Annotated in this window: 14 protein-coding genes, 4 tRNA genes and 1 other RNA gene; 11 read left to right on the plus strand and 8 right to left on the minus strand. The window is 72.8% G+C overall.

Annotated features, from left to right (window positions below; all coding sequences use genetic code 11):
- Window positions 1-37 precede the first annotated feature (37 nt).
- The 8 genes from ACK8N7_RS17175 (at window position 38) to ACK8N7_RS17210 (ending at window position 5,032) form a co-directional block, all read left to right on the plus strand.
- Window positions 38-373 (plus strand): histone-like nucleoid-structuring protein Lsr2, encoded by a 336-nt coding sequence (locus ACK8N7_RS17175; RefSeq protein WP_015610107.1) that lies wholly within the window; start codon window positions 38-40, stop codon window positions 371-373.
- Window positions 374-611: 238 nt separating this feature from the next.
- Window positions 612-683: transfer RNA gene (locus ACK8N7_RS17180), tRNA-Gly, on the plus strand.
- Between the two features lie 79 nt (window positions 684-762).
- Window positions 763-838: transfer RNA gene (locus ACK8N7_RS17185), tRNA-Gly, on the plus strand.
- A 153-nt stretch (window positions 839-991) separates the two neighbouring features.
- The gene (locus tag ACK8N7_RS17190) at window positions 992-2,014 is read left to right on the plus strand and encodes an ABC transporter ATP-binding protein (protein WP_500443068.1); all 1,023 of its coding nucleotides are present in this window, start codon (window positions 992-994) and stop codon (window positions 2,012-2,014) included.
- Entirely contained in the window at window positions 2,011-2,844 is an 834-nt protein-coding gene (locus tag ACK8N7_RS17195) for an ABC transporter permease (RefSeq protein WP_500443070.1), read from the plus strand. The genes ACK8N7_RS17190 and ACK8N7_RS17195 overlap by 4 nt, the downstream gene beginning before the upstream one ends.
- A 38-nt stretch (window positions 2,845-2,882) precedes the next feature.
- Entirely contained in the window at window positions 2,883-4,196 is a 1,314-nt protein-coding gene (locus tag ACK8N7_RS17200) for a sensor histidine kinase (protein ID WP_403218143.1), read from the plus strand.
- Window positions 4,197-4,303: 107 nt separating this feature from the next.
- Window positions 4,304-4,933: a response regulator transcription factor gene (locus tag ACK8N7_RS17205; protein WP_015610103.1), complete on the plus strand. Its 630-nt coding sequence runs from the start codon at window positions 4,304-4,306 to the stop codon at window positions 4,931-4,933.
- A gap of 23 nt (window positions 4,934-4,956) precedes the next feature.
- Window positions 4,957-5,032, plus strand: a tRNA-Gly gene (locus ACK8N7_RS17210).
- Window positions 5,033-5,086: 54 nt separating this feature from the next.
- Here the strand turns inward: ACK8N7_RS17210 and ACK8N7_RS17215 are convergent.
- From ACK8N7_RS17215 to ffs, 6 genes are all read right to left on the minus strand, one after another.
- Window positions 5,087-6,001, minus strand: coding sequence for a phosphoribosylaminoimidazolesuccinocarboxamide synthase (locus ACK8N7_RS17215; protein ID WP_403218142.1), 915 nt, complete (start codon window positions 5,999-6,001; stop codon window positions 5,087-5,089).
- A 126-nt stretch (window positions 6,002-6,127) separates the two neighbouring features.
- Window positions 6,128-7,582, minus strand: coding sequence for a N,N-dimethylformamidase beta subunit family domain-containing protein (locus ACK8N7_RS17220; protein WP_403218141.1), 1,455 nt, complete (start codon window positions 7,580-7,582; stop codon window positions 6,128-6,130).
- Window positions 7,583-7,750: 168 nt separating this feature from the next.
- A complete protein-coding gene (locus ACK8N7_RS17225; RefSeq protein ID WP_500443073.1) occupies window positions 7,751-9,424 on the minus strand; it encodes a M48 family metalloprotease in 1,674 nt (557 codons plus the stop codon).
- A 379-nt stretch (window positions 9,425-9,803) separates the two neighbouring features.
- Complete coding sequence (gene purD / locus ACK8N7_RS17230; RefSeq protein WP_356171219.1) at window positions 9,804-11,054, minus strand: phosphoribosylamine--glycine ligase; 1,251 nt, start codon at window positions 11,052-11,054, stop codon at window positions 9,804-9,806.
- A gap of 135 nt (window positions 11,055-11,189) precedes the next feature.
- Complete coding sequence (locus ACK8N7_RS17235) at window positions 11,190-13,490, minus strand: DNA polymerase III subunit gamma and tau (protein WP_500443075.1); 2,301 nt, start codon at window positions 13,488-13,490, stop codon at window positions 11,190-11,192.
- Between the two features lie 135 nt (window positions 13,491-13,625).
- Window positions 13,626-13,722, minus strand: an RNA gene (ffs, locus tag ACK8N7_RS17240) — signal recognition particle sRNA small type.
- Between the two features lie 143 nt (window positions 13,723-13,865).
- Here ffs and ACK8N7_RS17245 point away from each other — a divergent pair.
- Window positions 13,866-13,953 (plus strand) — tRNA-Ser (locus ACK8N7_RS17245).
- Between the two features lie 103 nt (window positions 13,954-14,056).
- On the opposite strand, the gene ACK8N7_RS17250 is transcribed toward ACK8N7_RS17245, so the two are convergent.
- Both ACK8N7_RS17250 and ACK8N7_RS17255 read right to left on the minus strand, forming a co-directional pair.
- The gene (locus ACK8N7_RS17250; RefSeq protein WP_500443077.1) at window positions 14,057-15,223 is read right to left on the minus strand and encodes a serine hydrolase domain-containing protein; all 1,167 of its coding nucleotides are present in this window, start codon (window positions 15,221-15,223) and stop codon (window positions 14,057-14,059) included.
- Window positions 15,224-15,277: 54 nt separating this feature from the next.
- A complete protein-coding gene (locus ACK8N7_RS17255) occupies window positions 15,278-16,468 on the minus strand; it encodes a serine hydrolase domain-containing protein (RefSeq protein WP_500443079.1) in 1,191 nt (396 codons plus the stop codon).
- Window positions 16,469-16,607: 139 nt separating this feature from the next.
- On the opposite strand from ACK8N7_RS17255, the gene ACK8N7_RS17260 reads away from it, so the two are divergent.
- Both ACK8N7_RS17260 and ACK8N7_RS17265 read left to right on the plus strand, forming a co-directional pair.
- Window positions 16,608-17,849, plus strand: a complete 1,242-nt coding sequence (locus ACK8N7_RS17260; RefSeq protein WP_403218136.1) for a sensor histidine kinase — start codon at window positions 16,608-16,610, stop codon at window positions 17,847-17,849.
- Window positions 17,846-18,553, plus strand: coding sequence for a response regulator transcription factor (locus ACK8N7_RS17265; RefSeq protein WP_403218135.1), 708 nt, complete (start codon window positions 17,846-17,848; stop codon window positions 18,551-18,553). The genes ACK8N7_RS17260 and ACK8N7_RS17265 overlap by 4 nt, the downstream gene beginning before the upstream one ends.
- Window positions 18,554-18,588: the final 35 nt, after the last annotated feature.

Below are 18,588 nucleotides of genomic sequence, written 5' to 3' on the forward strand. Positions count from 1 at the left end.
CCCGACGCGCCGACGCCGTAGGAAAGGACCGATATCCGTGGCCCAGCGCGTAGTGGTTACGCTCTCCGACGACATCGACGGGGGAACAGCGGCGGAAACGGTCACCTTCGCCCTGGACGGGAAGACGTACGAGATCGACCTCAATCCCGCCAACGCGAAGAAACTGCGGAAGGCCCTGGCCCCTTACATGGCGGCCGGTCGAAAGCAGACAAATGCCAGTAAGCACGGCAGGACTCCCGCGTCGTACCACCACACCTCCCTCGCCCCGGACCCCGCGGCCGTCCGCGCCTGGGCCCGCTCGCACCGGATGGAGGTGCCGGCCCGCGGCCGGATCCCGAAGAAGGTCTACGAGGCGTTCAACGCGGCCGACTGAGGTGAGCGCCGGACGGGCCGGGGCTTTCCCGGGGGCACGGCACCCCGAGGGCTCCGGCCCCGGCGGCGGACGCTCCGTCAGGCGGGCTGCGCAGGAGCGGGACCGGGGTCCGGGGAGCCGCCCCGCCACCCGCTCCGGGGGACCCGCCGGGAGCCGACTTGCGCGACACCCCTGCAGGTCGGCTAGAGTCTGGAGCACGCCGAGGGGCGAGGCCGAAAGGCCGGATCCCGAGCCGCGTGCGGGTGTAGTTCAGTAGTAGAACATCCCCCTTCCAGGGGGAAGGCGCAGTGTGCAATTCCTGTCACCCGCTCTGCACGACTCTTCGGACCACTCAGTTGGATCAGGTAGAGTAGTGCTCGCTCCACCGGTGAAAGCCGAGTGGCTGCACTGCGGACGTAGCTCAGTTGGTAGAGCGCAACCTTGCCAAGGTTGAGGTCGCCAGTTCGAACCTGGTCGTCCGCTCCACAGAGACAAAGGCCCTGACCGATTTCGGTCAGGGCCTTTGTCGTTCTCCGGACTTCCCCCCTGACGTCCCCCGGCGCTTCCCATGACGTTTGTCATGAGCAGTGGTGACAGCGCGCACTGCTCGCGGGCCCGGTCCGGCGGAAAGCTTGAAGCATGACCAGCCAAGACTTTCTCAGCGACCGAACGACAGGTGGCCCGGCAGACGCGGAGACGGTGATCGCGGCGGACGGGGTCCGCCGCAGCTACAAGGACGGCTTCGAGGCCGTCTCCGGGGTCTCCTTCTCCGTGGCCCGCGGTGAACTGTTCGCCCTGCTCGGGACGAACGGTGCCGGCAAGACCTCCACCGTGGAGCTCCTGGAAGGGCTGGCGCTCCCGACCTCCGGGACCATCAAGGTCCTCGGCCACGACCCGTACCGCGAACGCGCCGCCGTCCGGCCCCGGACCGGGGTGATGCTCCAGGAGGGCGGCTTCCCCTCCGACCTCACCGTCATGGAGACCGCGCGGATGTGGTCGGCGTGCACCACCGGCGCCCGCCCCGCCGCCGAGGCCCTGGAGATGGTCGGCCTCACCAGCCGGACCGGGGTGCGGGTCAAGCAGCTCTCCGGCGGCGAGAAGCGGCGCCTGGACCTGGCGCTCGCCCTGACCTCGCGGCCCGAGGTCCTCTTCCTGGACGAGCCGACGACAGGGCTGGACGCCGAGGGCCGCCGCGACACCTGGGACCTGATCCGGGCGCTCCGGGACGGCGGCACGACCGTACTGCTGACCACGCACTACCTGGAAGAGGCCGAGGCGCTCGCGGACCGGCTGGCGATCATGCACCAGGGGCAGATCGTGACGGCCGGGACGACCGCCGAGGTCACCGCGTCGCAGCCCGCCAGGATCCGGTTCACGCTGCCCGACGGCGTACCGGCCGGGCACCTTCCGCTCACGCTGCGGGCGGCCGCCGAGGGGCAGCGGATCGAGATCCGCACCTCCGCGCTCCAGGAGTCGCTGCACGAACTCCTCGGCTGGGCACGGGAGTCGGGCGTCCACCTGCTCGGGCTCGACGCCCGTTCCGCCTCCCTGGAGGAGGCGTTCCTCCAGATCGCGAACACGCAGCTCCGCTCCCGGGCCGACGACCCGCGCCGGGCAGGGGCCAAGCCCATGGACGAGACGAAGAAGAAGGTGACGGCATGACGACGCCCACCGTCCTCGCGGACGACCGCACGGCCCCCGGCCGCTCCCCCTCATCCCCCTCGAAGGCCTCCGCCTCCGCCCGGCGGCTCACCGCCCTCGCCCGCGCCGAGCTGATCCTGCTGGTCCGCAACCGCTCCGCGATCTTCGTGGCCCTGGTGCTGCCGATCGTGATGATCTTCTCGATCCGGGCCTCGCTCCAGCAGATCGACCTCGCCGGCACCGGCCTCTCCATCGCGGGCGCCGCCCTCACCGGCGGCATCGGCATCGTGCTGGTCCAGGTCGTCTACATGACCCTCGTCACCGGGTACGTCACCCGGCGCGAGGAACTCGTTCTCAAGCGGCTGCGCACCGGTGAGGTCACCGACCGCGAGATCCTGGCCGCCAACGCGCTGCCCGCCGTCGCGCTGGCTCTCCTCCAGGTCGTGCTGCTGGTCGCGGCCGGCGCGGTCGCCTTCGACCTGAGCGCGCCGAAGCAGCCCGAGCTGTTCCTGGCGGGTCTGCTGGTGGGTCTCGTGATGATGTCCGGCCTGGCGGCCGCGACCTCCGCGGTGACCCGGACGGTCCAGACCTCGCAGCTCACCACGTTGCCGCTGTTCTTCGTCTCGCTCTTCGCCTCCGGGATCTTCGTCCCGCTGGACATCTTCCCGGACGGCCTGGCCTCGGTGTTCGAACTGCTGCCGCTGACCGGCGTGATGACCCTCATCCGGCACGGCTGGCTCGGCGGTGTGGAGGGCGGCGACCTGCTCACCGCGGCCGTGGCGGCGCTGGCCTGGACCGCGTTCGCGGTGTTTGCTGTGCAGCGGTGGTTCCGCTGGGACCCGCGCGGCTGAGCACCGGAATCGGTCACGGCCACGGCCACGGGGACGACATGAAGGAGCTGACCGAGGTGATCGGGCGAGTACGGGGCTGGCGGCGCGGCTGGACGGAGCGCACCAAGCTCCAGCGCATCGACCTCTACACCCGGGTCACGCTCTGCGCGCTCCCCTGGATCTTCCTCGTGACCTGGGGTCTGCTGCCGCTCGGCGCGACCCTGGACCGCGGCCCGGCGGCGATGGCCCTGGGCGGAGCGTTCTTCGTCGTGAACGCCGTCCAGTGCCTGCTGAGCAACCGCAACGTGAGCCTCTCCTTCGCCCACTACCGGGGGGCGGAGCCCTTCCCGATGCGGCGGCTGCGCCTGCCGGCCGCGCTGCTGGCAGTGCTGACCGGCCTGCTGGTGGCCCTCGCGGCGGTGGGCGGCATCAAGGACGAGGGGCTGGCCCTGCTGGTGCTGGACCTGCCCGTGGCGTTCACGATCCCGTACGTGCTCCTCGTCCCCGTCCGGACGTACCTGCTGCGCTGCGCGGCCTTCGCGGTGGTCGTCGTCGCGCTGCTGGCGGCCGTCGGAGTGCCCGGCGGCCTGCTGTTCGGGGCGGCCCTCTCGCTGGTCGTCGTCTTCCTGCTGGTGCTCACCTCCACCCGGCCGAGCGCCTGGAGCATGAGCGTGATGTGGCAGGCCGAGGACGCACGGGACATGCAGGCCCGGCTCGCGGTGGCGGAGGAGCGGCTGCGGTTCGGCCGGGACATGCACGACGTGCTGGGCCGGAACCTGGCGGTGATCGCGCTGAAGAGCGAGCTGGCCGTGGAGCTGGCCCAGCGCGGCAACGCGGCGGCCGTGGATCAGATGGTCGAGGTGCAGCGGATCGCCCGCGCCTCCCAGCAGGAGGTACGCGATGTCGTACGGGGCTACCGCGAGGCCGACCTGCCCACCGAACTCCTGGGCGCCAAGGGTGTGCTGGAGGCAGCCGGGATCTCCTGCACCGTCGAGGGCGCCGACGGCCCGGCGGGGATCGGGGCGCCCCCGGCGATCCAGGCTGCCCTGGGCTGGGTGGTCCGCGAGGCGGCGACCAACGTCCTGCGCCACGGCGACCCCCGGCACTGCGTGATCCGGCTCACCAGGGCGGCGGGCGCGGTCGTCCTGGAGGTCGAGAACGACGGGGCCACCGACTCCGCGGAGGCCGCCGGGACGAGCGGCGGCGGCTCCGGTCTGGCCGGGCTGCGCGAACGGCTCGCGGCCCTGGGCGGGTCGCTGGAGGCCGGAGCGGCCGGGGACGGCCTGTTCCGCGTCACGGCGACGGTCCCGCTCACGGTTCCGCCCGGCCTCCCCTCCCCCGCCCCCCGATCCATCTCTCCGGAGGAACGATGACCACTCCCGGCCCCACCGCCCTCCCGGAGAAGCGATGACCACCGGCCGTACGGCCATCCCGGAGGAACGATGACCCCCACCGGCCTTGCCGCCCTCCCGGAGGAACGATGACCACCGAAGGTCCGGACCGACCCCTGCGGGTCCTGCTCGCCGACGACGAGCACCTGATCCGGGGCGCCCTGGCCGCGCTGCTCGCCCTGGAGGACGACCTCATCGTGGTCGCGGAGGCGGCGAGCGGCCCCGAGGCGCTCGCGATGGCCCTGGCGCACCGCCCCGATGTCGCCGTCCTCGACCTCCAGATGCCGGGCGCGGACGGTGTGAAGGTCGCCACATCGCTCCGTACGGAACTGCCCGGCTGCCGCACCATGATCGTGACCAGCCACGGCCGCCCCGGGCACCTCAAGCGGGCGCTGGCCGCCGGCGTACGCGGGTTCGTCCCGAAGACCGTCAGCGCCCGGCGGCTCGCCGAGATCATCCGTACCGTCCACGCCGGAAACCGTTATGTCGATCCGGAGTTGGCGGCCGACGCGATCTCCGCCGGGGACTCCCCACTGACCGCCCGGGAGGCCGAGGTGCTCGAACTGGCGGCGGACGGGGCGCCGGTCGCGGAGATCGCGGAGCGGGCCTCGCTCTCGCAGGGGACGGTGCGCAACTACCTGTCCTCCGCCGCCTCCAAGATCGGTGCGGAGAACCGGCACACGGCGGTGCGTCTCGCACGCGAGCGGGGTTGGGTATAGTAAGCATCGCGCTTCGGCGCAGTGCGGACGTAGCTCAGTTGGTAGAGCGCAACCTTGCCAAGGTTGAGGTCGCCAGTTCGAACCTGGTCGTCCGCTCCACACGAAGAAGGCCCCGGTCCTTGAGGACCGGGGCCTTCTTCACGTCTCCGTCGGCTACGACCAGCCGGTGCCGGTGAGGACCTCGTACGCCTCGATGTACTTGGCGCGGGTCGCGTCCACGATCTCCTGCGGCAGCGCCGGCGGCGGCTGCTCGCTCGCGCGGTCCCAGCCGGAGGCCGGCGAGGTCAGCCAGTCACGGACGAACTGCTTGTCGTACGACGGCTGCGCGCGGCCCGGCTTCCAGGTGGCGGCGGGCCAGAAGCGCGAGGAGTCCGGGGTCAGCACCTCGTCGGCGATGATCAGCCGCTCGCCGCCGTCCGCGGTCTTCTCGAAGCCGAACTCGAACTTGGTGTCGGCCAGGACGATCCCCCGGTTGTGGGCGATGTCCCGGGCCCGGCGGTAGACGTCGAGCGTCGTGCGCCGCAGCTCGGCGGCGGTCTCCACGCCGACCTCGCGGGCGATCTCCTCGTAGCTCACGTTCTCGTCGTGGTCGCCGACGGCCGCCTTGGTGGCCGGGGTGAAGATCGGGCCGGGCAGCTCGGAGCCGTCGACCAGGCCCTCGGGGAGGCCGATGCCGCAGACCGTACGGGTGGCGTTGTACTCCACGAGCCCGGAGCCGGTCAGATAGCCGCGAGCCACGCACTCGACCTGGACCATGCGCAGCGACTTGCAGATGAGGGTGCGGCCCGCCCAGTCCGCCGGGGCGCCCGGGGGCAGCTCGGTGGAGATGACGTGGTTGGGCACGAGGTCGGCGAGCTGGTCGAACCACCAGAGCGAGAGCCGGGTGAGGACGCGGCCCTTGTCGGGGATCTCGGTGGGCAGGACCCAGTCGTACGCGGAGATACGGTCGCTGGCGACCATGACGAGGTCGCCCGCCTCGTTCCGGTACAGGTCACGCACCTTGCCGGTGTGCAGGTGGGTGAGGCCCGGAACCTGTACGGGCTCGGGCTTTTCTACAAAACCGGACACGGTGCCTCCGCGTAGATTGATCCAGGAGCGGTTCCGATTGTCCCGTACGGAGGGGGCGGAGCGCGCACGGGGCCCGGTCGCGGCCAGTCGCCCTTGCGGATCCGGTCAGTCCCGCCTGCAGATCGGTCAGTCCCGCTTGCAGATCCGGTCGAGGAGGTTGGCCGTCGCCCGCTGGATCCGGGGGTCGGTGTGGCCGGGCCGGTCCAGGGCCGGGGACCAGGCGAAGGTGCCTGAGGCGAAGACGAGCGCGCCGGAGGGGGCCTGGTAGAGCGAGGTCTCCTGGTGGCGGGTGGCGCCCTCGGAGTCCCGGTACGGGGAGTGGGCGAGCAGGATCCGCTTGTCGTGCTCGGGCAGGCTCGTACGGGGGAAGTAGCGGTCGGCCTCACCGGCGACCAGGCCCGCGATCTCGTCGCCGTCGGCCGCGCCCGTGGAGTCCCAGAGCCAGTGCTCGGCGTTGCGCACGACCAGCGGGCTGGGCTCGGGCACCCGGCCCGCGTACTGGATGCCCAGGAGCTGCTGCTCGGGCCTGTCCACCTCGCGCCACAGCGCGGACTTCCCCGGCCCCCGGCGTTTGCGGCAGGTCATCAGCCGGTCGGGGACACCGGAGGCGGAGAGGGCGAGGCCCACCTGCCAGTACATGGTGTTGGCGGAGAGGAAGACGAGCGAGGTGCCGGAGTCGCGGGCGCGCTCGGCGGCCCGGCGCATGGGCGTCGACCAGTACTCGTCGTGGCCGGGGAAGACCAGGCCCCGGTAGCGGCTGGGGTCGATGCGGCCCGCGTGCAGATCGCGGGCGTCGGCGTAGGCGAGGTCGTAGCCGTACCGCTCGGCCCAGCGGATGAAGTCGTAGGCGTGCCCCACGTGCAGCGGCAGCCCAGCCCCGGCGTACGGGCGGTCGAAGGAGATCGTGACGGCGGCGTCCTCCTCACCGAGCAGCCGCCCCCGCTCGTCCCACGCGTGGTAGAGGCTGGCGCCGGTGCGGCCGTCCTCCGGATAGAGGTTGTACGCCTGCCAGGTGATGTCCGGGAGCAGGAGCAGCAGGTCGGCGGGGTGGTCGTGGCGGACAGTGAACGGGATGTGCGAGCGGTACCCGTCGGCGGTCGTCAGGACGGCCACATACGCGCCGACCGACCAGTAGCTGGGGATCTGGAGCCGCCAGGACATCCACCAGTGGTGGCAGGAGACGGTCCGGTCGGCGGCGAGGGGCGGCGGCTGGACGATGCCGGAGAGGCGCGGGCTCGTGGTGATCTTGGCCGCGCCGTCACCGCCGTAATGACCGATCCGGTAGACGTCGACGGAGAACTGCTGGGGCGGGTCCACGGTGATGTGGAAGTCGATGGCCTCACCGGGGGCCGCCGCTCCGGGGGAGACGAAGCCCTTGATCTGCCGGCGGACGTCGTCGGCGGTACGGGTGCCGCCGCCGGTGCCCCGGCCGAGGTCGGCGTACCAGGGGACGACCTGGCCGGTGTCGTCGAAGTAGTTCTCGCTGCCGCGCAGCCAGGGCAGCGGGCCCTGTCCGAAGGGGTCGCTCACCGCGTGCGCGAGGGCGCCCGACTCCCACCGGCGAATCTGCTCCGCCCCCATGCCGCGCCCCTCCCTCAGGTCCCCCGGACAACTCCGGCGCGCACGATGTCAGCGCCGATCCCCAGCACATCACATAACGCACGCACTCCGTCACCCTTCGTCGCGAATTGACGTGAACGGAACCTTCTCTTCCGGCCTCTTCCCGTCTCTGCTGGCCCCTGCCGCCTTTCAGACCAGGCGTACGGGCTTGTCGGAGCGGACCCCCACCTCGGCCAGCCAGGACCGCAGCGGATCCGGATCGCCGTCCTCGACCAGGCTGAGGACGGGCGTCGCCAGGTCCGCCCGGCGCTCGCCGTCGACGAGCAGTGCGGGGCCGTCCAGCCAGTCGAGGCCGGGGGCCGCGCCCGCCGTGTCCACGGCCGCGCAGCACACCATGGCCGCGACGTGGTCGGCGAGCAGCTCCGTACCCGTACGCGGCGGCTGGAGCGGGAAGAGGGGGAGCGGGTCGGGGCCCCAGAGGTCCAGGGGGTCGGGGCCGGCGCCGGCCTGCGCCTGCTGGACCGGTCCGGGGGCGGGGGCCCGGGCGTCGTCGCGGGCGACCGCCGCGCCGATGCCCGCCGCGAGCTCCTCCCCGGGCCCGCCGGGACCGGCCAGGTGCTCCATGACACGGGCCAGGGTGGGGACCGCCGGATCGGCCGCGGACGCCGGGGGTACGCCCATGGCGTCGAGCACCCGGTGCAGCCGGGCCGCCTCCGTACGCCACTTCCGGTCCACGACCTCTTCCGGATACTGCTGCCAGTCCACCGGCGCCCAGCCCGGACCGCTCTCCGCCGGGCCGCCGTGGAAGAGGCGGGCGGCGAGCAGGGAGGTGGCCTCGTCGGCGACGCCGGGCTCTTCGAGCAGGTCGCACGCGGGGCGCTCGCCCAGGCGCGAGGTGAAGCCGTCGGCCAGCCGGTCGCGGCGGGAGAGCTCGGTGAGGGCGGAGACCACCCCGGCGTCCAGCCGGGAGGGCCAGCGGCCCATCCGCCAAGCGGGCAGCGCGACCCGGGTCAGCAACCGGTCCCAGCCCGCGTAGGCAAGGCCGACCTGCTCCTGGGCGGCGATGCGGAGCGCGTAGTCGACGCCCTGGGCGCGCATGGAGGCCGTGGCCGCCACGCACCGCTCCATCTCGGCGGCATGCTCCCGGCAGGCGCGCAGCAGCAGCCGGGCGACCCAGCCGGCGAAGGTGACCGGCGCCCCGCGCAGCGCCCCCCGGCCGGGGGCGGCGCCGTCGGCCACCGCGGCGTCCAGACCGCGGACGAAGCGCCGGGCGGCGGCTATGTCGGGGTGCGCGGACGAGTCGGTGCCCGCCACGACGGGGGCGAGGACCGCGCGGAGCTCGGCGACCCGCATCCACCACAGGAAGGGGGAGCCGATCACCAGGACGGGGGCCGTCTCCTTGGCCTCCCGCCCGGCTCCTCCTCGGTGGGCAGGGGGGGCACGGTGGAATCGGTGCGTGCGGTCCTCCAGCCAGCTGTCGCAGTCCGGGGTCAGCGCTATGGCCGAGGGCGCGGGGACACCGAGCCGGTCGGCCAGATCCCGGACCAGCCGGTAGAGATCGGGGGCCCCCTCCTCCGCCACGGGGACGGTCGGGCTCACGGCGGGCCGCGCCCGTGCGACGGACACCGCGACCGCGGCGGCCACCAGCAGCACCACGACGGCGACAGCGGCCAGGGCCCAGCGCACGCCGTCCCAGAAGGGTCCGCCGAGATGCCCTTGGGCGCCCGCGGCGAACAGCACGACGGCCACGGCCGCGGGCGTGATCACCACGGCCAGTGCCCTGCTGCGGATCCGCAGCAGGGCGAGCGCTCGGGCCTGTGCGGCCCGCGCACCCAGCTCCTCACCCACGTCGATACCGGACACGGCCGGATGTCACCCCCTCTGCCCCGCGACGGTGTTGCTCACTCCCCCACTGTGGCACCAGCCACCGACATCGCAATGCCGGTGGGCCAAGTGCCGGAACGCTTGCGCCGCACCCTAGTTGGGGCCCCGGCGGGCGTCATCCGTCTGGCCCAGTCGTCACCCGATGGAATGGCTTTGGGTAAAGCTGCTGACGTGTCCGCGTCCGTATGGGCGGTGGGCCGCCACCGGCGTACGCGGGCTGCTCCCCCCTGCACGCCCCATGCCGGCCCTGCCGGCTCCATGCTGTCTGTATGGAACAGCCCCTCGCGCCTGCCCGCGTACGCCGGTGGCGTGCGGGGGAGGCGGGAGGGGCCGGGGTGGGAAGCGGTCGTCGGCGGGATCAGCCCCCGGCGGCCTTCAGGGCGATGTCCGTCCGGTGCTGGGAGCCGTCGAGGCGGATGCGGCCGAGCGCGGTGTAGGCGCGCTCACGGGCCGCTGCGAGGTCCTTGCCGGTCGCGGTCACCGAGAGGACCCGGCCGCCCGCGCTGAGGACCGCGCCGCCCTCGGCACGGGTCCCGGCGTGCAGGACGTACGCGTCCGGCGCATCCTGCGCCGCGACATCCGCGAGCCCGTCGATCGGGTCGCCGGTGCGCGGGGTGTCCGGGTAGTTGTGCGAGGCGATCACGACGGTGACCGCCGCGTCGTCGCGCCAGGTCAGCGGCGGGAGCACATCCAGGGTGCCGTTGGCGGAGGCCAGCAGGACACCGGCCAGCGGGGTCCGGAGCCGGGCCAGCACGACCTGGGTCTCGGGGTCGCCGAAGCGGGCGTTGAACTCGATGACCCGCACCCCGCGCGAGGTGATCGCGAGGCCCGCGTAGAGCAGCCCGGAGAAGGGCGTACCCCGGCGGCGGAGCTCGTCGACGGTCGGCTGGAGGACGCTTTCGAGGACCTCGTCGACCAGCTTGGGGTCGGCCCACGGGAGCGGGGAGTAGGCGCCCATGCCGCCGGTGTTCGGGCCCTCGTCGCCGTCCAGTGCGCGCTTGAAGTCCTGGGCGGGCTGGAGCGGCAGCACGGTGGTGCCGTCGGTGATGGCGAAGAGGCTGACCTCGGGGCCGTCGAGGAACTCCTCGATGACCACACGGTCGCAGGAGAGCGCGTGGTCGCGGGCGGCGGCGAGGTCGTCGGTGACGACGACGCCCTTGCCCGCCGCGAGGCCGTCGTCCTTGACGACGTACGGGGCGCCGAAGGCGTCGAGGGCCTCGTCGATCTCCGCGGGGGTGGTGCAGACGTAGCTGCGGGCGGTGGGGACACCGGCCCCGGCCATGACGTCCTTGGCGAACGCCTTGGAGCCTTCGAGCTGGGCGGCTTCGCCGGAGGGGCCGAAGCAGGGGATGCCGGCCGCGCGCACGGCGTCGGCGACCCCGGCGACGAGCGGCGCCTCCGGGCCGACGACCACCAGCTCGGCGCCCAGACCGGTCGCGAGGCGCGCGACGGCGTCACCGTCGAGCGCGTCGACCGGGTGCAGTTCGGCCACCTCTGCGATGCCGGCGTTGCCGGGGGCGCAGTACAGAGCGGTGACATCGGGGTCGAGGGACAGAGAGCGGCACAGGGCGTGTTCGCGGGCGCCGCCGCCGATGACGAGGACCTTCACGGGGTGCAGCCTAGCCGCCGGGGGCGGTGGGCCCGGACGGCCGCCGGTCCGTGGGCGGCCGCTCGGCCCTTGGAAGGCGGCTCCGCCCGTGGAAGGCCGCTCGGCCGGTGGACGGTCGCTCCGCCCGCCCGGGGGCTACTGCTCGTTGTTGAACTCCTCCACCACGGTGGCGCCCAGCTCGCGGACGATCAGCTCGTGGCCGGAGAGGGCGGAGTCGACGAGATCCGGGTCGTCGGCCTCCGCGGTGTCGTCCTCGGGGGCCACGGAGCGCGGCGGCTCCGACGCGTAACCGCCGTGTGAGGGCTCGGGGGCGGGCGGGGCCGCGCTCCGGCCCTGCTGCGGCGCGGAGGAGGACGGGGACTGCTGGGACTGGTGGGGCTGCTGTTGCGTGTGCTGCTGGGGGGCGTGCGCCGGGTTGCCCTCGTACGCCGTCGGGGTCGGGGTGCTGGGTGAGGGCGTCGGGGCGGGCTGGTACTGCGGGGCCGGGGGGCGTCCGCCGCCGGGGGGCGGGGGCGCCGCACCACCGCCGGAGGCGTCGACGACCGCTTCGACCCTCCACTGGGCGTTGAACCGCTCGGCGAGTGCCTGCTTGAGGACTTCCTCGCTGCCGCTGCTGGCGAAGTTGTCGCGGGCGCCCGCGTTGATGAAGCCGATCTGGAGGGTGGTCCCGTCGAACCCGGTCACCTGGGCGTTCTGGCTTAGCAGGATCCAGGTGAAGCGGCGCTTGTTCTTCACCGCCTCCAGGATGTCGGGCCACATGCTCCGGACCTGGCCGGCGCCCTGGGCCATGCCCTGGCCGCCCGCCGCCGGGGCGGCCGGTGCGGAGGGGGCCGCCGGGGCGGAATAGCTCGGTGCGGGTGTGGGCGCGGGCGGGGCGGCGGGGCCGCTGCCGGGGGCGGACGCGGTGGGCCAGCCTCCTGGGCGCCGGGCCTGCTCACCGCCGGCCGCGGTGGGCCAGGACCCGGGCCGCTGCCCGGGACCGGGGTCCTCGGCGGGGGGCTGGGGGGCCGCTGCGGGCTCGGCCGGGGCCTGGGTGGCCGGGGCGGCGCTGGGCGGTGCATAGGCGGAGGGCGCGGGGGCCGGCGCCTCGCCCCGCACGGTGGCACGGGCGGCGTCCGGACCTGCGGGGGCCGCGGGAACGGCCTGCGGGGCGTGGGCCTGGACGTGAGGGTCCTGGGGCACGTGGGCCTGCGGGGCGTGGGCCTCGGGCCCGGGAACGTACCCCATCGGAACAGCGGCGGCGGGCGGCGCCGCGAACGAGGCGGCAGCGGCGGCGGACGCACCGCGCTCCAGCCGGTCGAGCCGGGCCTGCATCGACCGCTCGTCGTCGAAGGCGGCGGGGAGCAGGACCCGGGCGCAGATCAGCTCCACCTGGAGGCGCGGCGAGGTGGCGCCGCGCATCTCGGTGAGCCCGTCGTTGACCAGGTCGGCGGCGCGGCTGAGCTCGGCGGCACCGAAGACGGAGGCCTGGGCCTGCATCCGCTCGACGACATCGGCGGGGGCGTCGATGAGCCCCTTCTCCCCCGCGTCGGGCACGGCGGCCAGGATCACCAGGTCGCGCAGCCGCTCCAGGAGATCCGCCACGAACCGACGGGGATCGTTGCCGCCCTCGATGACCCGGTCCACGACCTCGAAGGCGGCGGCCCCGTCACCGGCGGCGAAGGCGTCGATGACCGAGTCGAGCAGCGAGGAGTCCGTGTACCCGAGGAGCGAGGTCGCCATGGCATACGTCACACCGTCGTCGGCCGCACCGGCCAGCAGCTGGTCCATGACGGACATGGAGTCGCGCACGGACCCGGCCCCGGCCCGCACGACGAGCGGCAGGACACCGTCCTCGACGGCGCTGTTCTCCCGCCCGCAGACGTCGGCGAGATAGCTGCGCAGGGTCCCAGGAGGAACGAGCCGGAACGGATAGTGGTGCGTACGCGACCGGATCGTCCCGATGACCTTCTCGGGCTCGGTGGTCGCGAAGATGAACTTGAGGTGCTCCGGCGGCTCCTCGACCACCTTCAGCAGGGCGTTGAACCCTGCCGGGGTGACCATGTGGGCCTCGTCGATGATGTAGATCTTGTAGCGGCTGGAGGCGGGTCCGAAGAACGCCTTCTCGCGCAGGTCACGGGCGTCGTCCACACCACCGTGCGAAGCCGCGTCGATCTCGATGACATCGATGGAACCCGGCCCGTTGCGCGCGAGGTCCTGGCACGACTGGCACTCCCCGCACGGGGTCGGCGTGGGCCCCTGCTCGCAGTTCAGACAGCGGGCGAGGATGCGCGCACTGGTCGTCTTTCCACAGCCGCGCGGCCCGCTGAACAGGTACGCGTGATTGACCCGGTTGTTCCGCAGGGCCTGCTGGAGCGGGTCAGTGACATGCTCCTGACCGATGACCTCGGCGAACGACTCGGGGCGGTAGCGGCGGTACAGCGCAAGGGACGACACATCTACGAGGTTATCGGGGCGGACTGACAACCGGCCCCACACGCCCCTCGCGGGGGCCCCCGCCCCAGCTGGGGCGCCAGAACACAGCCCCGTAAGCCCGTAAGTCACCGGTCCCGGAACACACCGCCCCGGAACGCAAAGGGCCCCCCACGCACCCGCCAGAGCCAACCTACCCTTGCTGCCTTCCGGCCCTGGGGGAGTTCAGTCAGATAGCGCCACGTGAGGGGCTGACGCCCACCTTAGCGGATCCCCACCCCCTCAGGTCCACCCACCCGTCCACCCACCCGCCCCGCCGAACGACCTGCGGGGCCTCTCCGGACGATCTTCCGGGAACATGTTCGCGAGCACCCTCCAACGTCTTGTATTGTTTGCGGCGGAGGATTCGCCTAGTGGCCTAGGGCGCACGCTTGGAAAGCGTGTTGGGGGCAACCCCTCACGAGTTCGAATCTCGTATCCTCCGCCATTGCTCTCACCGGGCAATACGTCGAAGGCCCCGACCGGGAAACCGGTCGGGGCCTTCTGCGTTCCCCGGTCGCCCCGCGGACACGGAGCTCCTTCGGCGGGGTTCAGCTGCACAAGGCGGTGTCCACCGCGCGTTCCAGACTTCTCCGGGGCGCCTCGCCGGTGAGCTGCAGGGTGACCGCGATGTTGGCGGCGCGGCCGTCGGCGGTGACGCCGCCGCGGGTCTCGTACCCCGGGAAGCTGCCGCCGTGGCCCCAGGAGAGGCCGCCGCACGGTAGTGGCCGGCTGACGAGTCCCAGGCCGTAGCGGGCGCCCGGGCCGAAGGTCGCTTCGGCCGGGACGGTGGTGCGCATCCGGGCGAGCTGGGCCGGCGGGAGGAGGCGGCCGGCCAGGAGCGCGGTGAAGAATCGGTTGAGGTCGGAGTTGGTGGAGATCATCTGGCCTGCCGCCCAGCCCCAGGAAGGGTCCATCTCCGTGATGTCGCGCAGCGGCGTCTGCGCCGATTCCTCGTAGTAGCCGTGCGGGTGAGGCTCTCGGATGCTCGCGTCGCCGGGAGCGGGGAAGTAGGTGTGGCCCAGCCCGATGCGCTTGATGACGCGCCGGTCGATCTCGTCGGCGAGGGGGCGGCCGGTGACCTTCTGGACGATCAGGCCGGCGAGCACGTAGTTGGTGTTGCTGTACTTCCAGCTCTTCCCGGGGTCGAAGTCGGCCGGGTGCCGGAGTGCTGTGGCGAGCAGTTCACGGGGGGCGTAGTACCGCGCGTCGTCCCCGAGATGGCTGGTGTACTCGGGGAGTCCGCTGGTGTGCTGGAGGAGTTGGCGGATGGTGATGCGACGACCGTCGATGCCCTTTCCTCGGACGAGGCCGGGCAGGTAGGTGTCCACGAAGGCGTCGAGGCCCACCCTCCGCTCCGCGACGAGTTGGAGTACGACGACGGCGACGAAGGTCTTGGTGTTGCTGCCGATCCGCACCTGGCCGTCCCTGGGCACCTTCGCGCCGGTGGTCAGGTCACCGACCCCTGCGGTGTAGGTGCGGGCGCGGCCGTCACGGCCCTTTACGCTCGCCAGTGCGGCGGGCGTCCCGATGTCGCGCACCAGCGCGTTCAGGCTCTGCTGGACGGCGTCCGGCCCGGCGGCCGAGGCGTCGGGTGGTACCAGGGCCAGCGGCGTCATGAGCCCGACGGTCATCGCGACCGCGGCGGGCAGGATCTGTCGCCAGGTGCCGTGCTGCCGGCCCGTCGAGCGGTATGCCCGCCGTTTCTGTCCACGCATGGGTCAACTCCTGAGGAATCGTCGGAACGTTGTTCGGGTTGCCGGTTGCGTGGTTCAGCCGCACAGGGCCCTGTCCACGGCGTCGTTCACGTGCCGTGCGGCCGCCTCGTCCGTCGGGATGCTGGTGACCGCGACGTTGGCGGCGCGGCCGTCCTCGGTGACACCGCCCCGGGTCTCGTAACCCGCGATGTCGCCGCCGTGGCCCCAGTAGACGCCGCCGCACGACAGTGGCCTGCTGGTGAGCCCCAGTCCGTAGCGGAGGCCGGAGGTTCCGGCGGGAATGGTCGTGCGCATCTCGGCGAGCTGGGCCGCCGGGAGGAGGCGGCCGGCGAGGAGCGCGGTGAAGAAGCGGTTGAGGTCGGAGTTGGTGGAGATCAGCTGTCCTGCCGCCCAGCCCGCGGAGGGGTCCATCTCCGTGAAGTCGCGCAGCGGTCCGTCCGCCGGGCTGCGGTGGTATCCCCGGGGGTGCGGCTCACGGATGGTCATCTCGCCGGGGGCGGGGAAGTACGTGTGGCGCAGCCCGATGCGCTTGATGATGCGCCGGTCCATCTCTTCGGCGAGGGGGCGGCCGGTGACCTTCTGGACGATCAGGCCGGCCAGGACGTAGTTGGTGTTGCTGTACCCCCACCTCTCCCCCGGAGCCGCGGTGGCCGGGTGCTCGAGGGCTAGGTCGAGCAGCTCGCGGGGCTCGAAGTACCGGTTCCTGATCTCGTCGTCGTCGAGGTGCATGCCGTAATCGGGGAGTCCGCTGGTGTGCTGGAGGAGCTGGCGGACGGTGATGCGACCACCGTCGATACCCTTCCCTCGGACGAGGCCGGGCAGGTACGTATCCACGAAGGCGTCGAGGCTCACCCTCCGTTCCGCGACGAGTTGCAGCACCACAACCGCCGTGAAGGACTTGGTGTTGCTGCCGATCCGCACCTGACCGTCCCTGGGCACCTTCGCACCAGTGGTCAGGTCGCCGACCCCCGCCGTGTAGGTGCGGGCGCGGCCGTTGCGGTCCTGGACACTCGCCAGCGCGGCGGGCATCCCGTCATCGCGCACCAGCGTGTTCAGCGCCCGCTGTACGGCGTCCTGCCTGGCGGCGGCAGCGGCCGGGGCTGCGGAATCGGAGGCGGCGGGCGGGGCGAGGACTCCCAGCGTCATGACGCCGATGGCCACCGCGGCGACGGCCGGCCAGGCCCGTCGCCGCCGGCCGCCCTGCCGGGTCGGGAAACGAAGGCTCTGCCGTGTCCGAGCACGCATATGTCGACTCCTCAGAAATCGTTCGGTCGGGGCACGATCCTTGTTTCCGGGGCCCTTTGACCGCATCGCGGGAAAGCAGGAGAAATCGCTCCCCCGATCGGGGGAGGCCGCCGGTGGGCCGTCCCGCGATACTGGCGTCATGAACAGGGGAATTCGGCTGCTGCTGCGCGGCTCCACGTACTCAGGTGTGCTGTTCGCCTATTGCGGCGCGCTGGCGAGCCTTCCGCTGCTGCCTTTCGCCCTGTTGCCGGCGCTGTCGTGGCCATCCGCCCCCGAGAGCGTGCAGACCGTCGTGGTGCTGCTGGTCTGGGCGGCACTGGTCGGGGCGGTCGGTCTGGCGCGCCCCGTACGGCGAGCGCTGGTCGTGTCGGCCCGCCGGCTGCTGCGGGTGTCGCTGCCGAACCCGGCGGCCGGTCGCCGGGCCTCCGGTCCGCTCGGCCTCGACCGCTGGCGGACCCCGCTCTGGCTGGTGCTGCACGCGGCCGTCGGGTGGACGGGGGCACTGGCGAGCGGGGTGCTGTTCATCATGGGCCTCTCCCTGCCCATGAACTGGCTCGGCGGCGAGGTGCGGGCGAGCCTCTTCGGCACGTCGGTCCGGGTGTCGGGCTGGTGGAGCTGGGCGGCGGCTGCCGTGTGCATCCTGCTGGCGGTCGCCGTCTGCGTCCTGGTCACGAAAATCCTGCGGTGGTCCGCGCCGCGATTGCTGGGGCCGTCGGCGGCCGAACGGCTCGCGCTGGCCGCCGAGCGGGAGCTGCTGCTGGCCGAACGCAACCGGATCGCCCACGAGTTGCACGACTCGATCGGGCACACGCTGACGGCGGCCACCATCCAGGCAGCGGTGGCCGGCGAGGTGCTCTCCACCGACCCGGCCGCGGCGCGGGCCGCCATGCGCAGCATCGAGGACTCGACGAGGGCCGCGCTGGAGGACCTGGACTACGCGCTCGGAGTGCTGCGGGAGGAACAGTCGGGAACGGCACCCACCCGGACCCTGGCCGACCTCCCCGAGCTGCTGGAACGCCTCCGGCACACGGGGGCGGTGGTGGAACCGGAGCTGTCCGGTGAATTGACCCGGGTCCAGGGGACGCTCTCCCGGGCGGCCTACCGGATCATCCAGGAGGGGCTGACGAACGCGCTGCGGCATGGCGCGGGCGGCCCCATCGAGGTCCGGGTGACGGCCGGACCGGACGGCCTGGACCTCGCGGTGGTCAACCGGACCGGAGCACGTACGGGGCCGGGCCCGGGATCCTTCTCGACGTCCGGCCACGGTCTGCCCGGACTGGCCGAGCGCGTCCGGCTGTTGCAGGGGGAGTTCGATTCGGGCCCGGACGGTACGGGGCACTGGCGGCTGGCCGTCCGGCTGCCGGTACGGGCGTCGGTGTGAGCGGATCCGATACGGACGGGAGCACGGCCCTCCCCTCGGAAACCGGCCCTGCCGTCACCGTCCTGGTGGCCGACGACGACGAGGTGACCCGCAGCGGTCTGAGCATGCTGCTTGCCGCACAGCCGGGGATCTCGGTGCTCGGCGAGGCCTCCGACGGCGTCGAGGCGGTCGACCGGGCGCTGAGCCTGCGGCCGGACGTGGTCCTGATGGACGTCCGGATGCCGCGTCGCAACGGGATCGAGGCCACACGCCGACTGCTGGCCGAGGCGGCCGAACCGCCGAAGGTCGTGGTGATCACCACCTTCGAGAACGACGGCTATGTCACCGGCGCCCTCAGCGCGGGCGCCAGCGGCTTCGTCCTCAAGCGGCTCCCGGTCCGCCGGATCGCCGAGGCGGTCCGGGTGGTGGCGGCAGGCGAAGCGGTTCTCTTCCCGGCCGCGCTGGGCCGCATGGTCGCCGCCCGGCCGCTGGGCTCCGCACAGGCCCTGCCGCGAGCGGCCCTGACCGTCCGGGAGGAGGAGGTGCTGCGGCTGATGGCCACCGGGCTCTCCAATCCGGAGATCGCGGAGTCCCTCACGGTGAGCATGGAGACGATCAAGACCCACGTCGGGAACGTGCTGACCAAGCTCGGCGCGCAGAACCGTACCCATGCGGTGGTCATCGCCTACGAGTCCGGCCTGGTGGTCCCGCGCTTCGCCGGCTGACCGGCTCCGTCACGGGTCGGCACGTCCGCGACCGT

Origin of the sequence: Streptomyces griseobrunneus, from assembly GCF_046713465.1 — a bacterium.
GTDB lineage: Bacteria > Actinomycetota > Actinomycetes > Streptomycetales > Streptomycetaceae > Streptomyces > Streptomyces microflavus.

Coding starts and splice junctions, on each gene's coding strand:
- ACK8N7_RS17190 (WP_500443068.1), top strand. CDS start 992: ATGACCAGCCAAGACTTTCTCAGCGACCGAACGACAGGTGGCCCGGCA.
- ACK8N7_RS17195 (WP_500443070.1), top strand. CDS start 2,011: ATGACGACGCCCACCGTCCTCGCGGACGACCGCACGGCCCCCGGCCGC.
- ACK8N7_RS17200 (WP_403218143.1), top strand. CDS start 2,883: ATGAAGGAGCTGACCGAGGTGATCGGGCGAGTACGGGGCTGGCGGCGC.
- ACK8N7_RS17205 (WP_015610103.1), top strand. CDS start 4,304: ATGACCACCGAAGGTCCGGACCGACCCCTGCGGGTCCTGCTCGCCGAC.
- ACK8N7_RS17220 (WP_403218141.1), bottom strand. CDS start 7,582: ATGGGGGCGGAGCAGATTCGCCGGTGGGAGTCGGGCGCCCTCGCGCAC.
- ACK8N7_RS17250 (WP_500443077.1), bottom strand. CDS start 15,223: ATGCGTGGACAGAAACGGCGGGCATACCGCTCGACGGGCCGGCAGCAC.
- ACK8N7_RS17255 (WP_500443079.1), bottom strand. CDS start 16,468: ATGCGTGCTCGGACACGGCAGAGCCTTCGTTTCCCGACCCGGCAGGGC.
- ACK8N7_RS17260 (WP_403218136.1), top strand. CDS start 16,608: ATGAACAGGGGAATTCGGCTGCTGCTGCGCGGCTCCACGTACTCAGGT.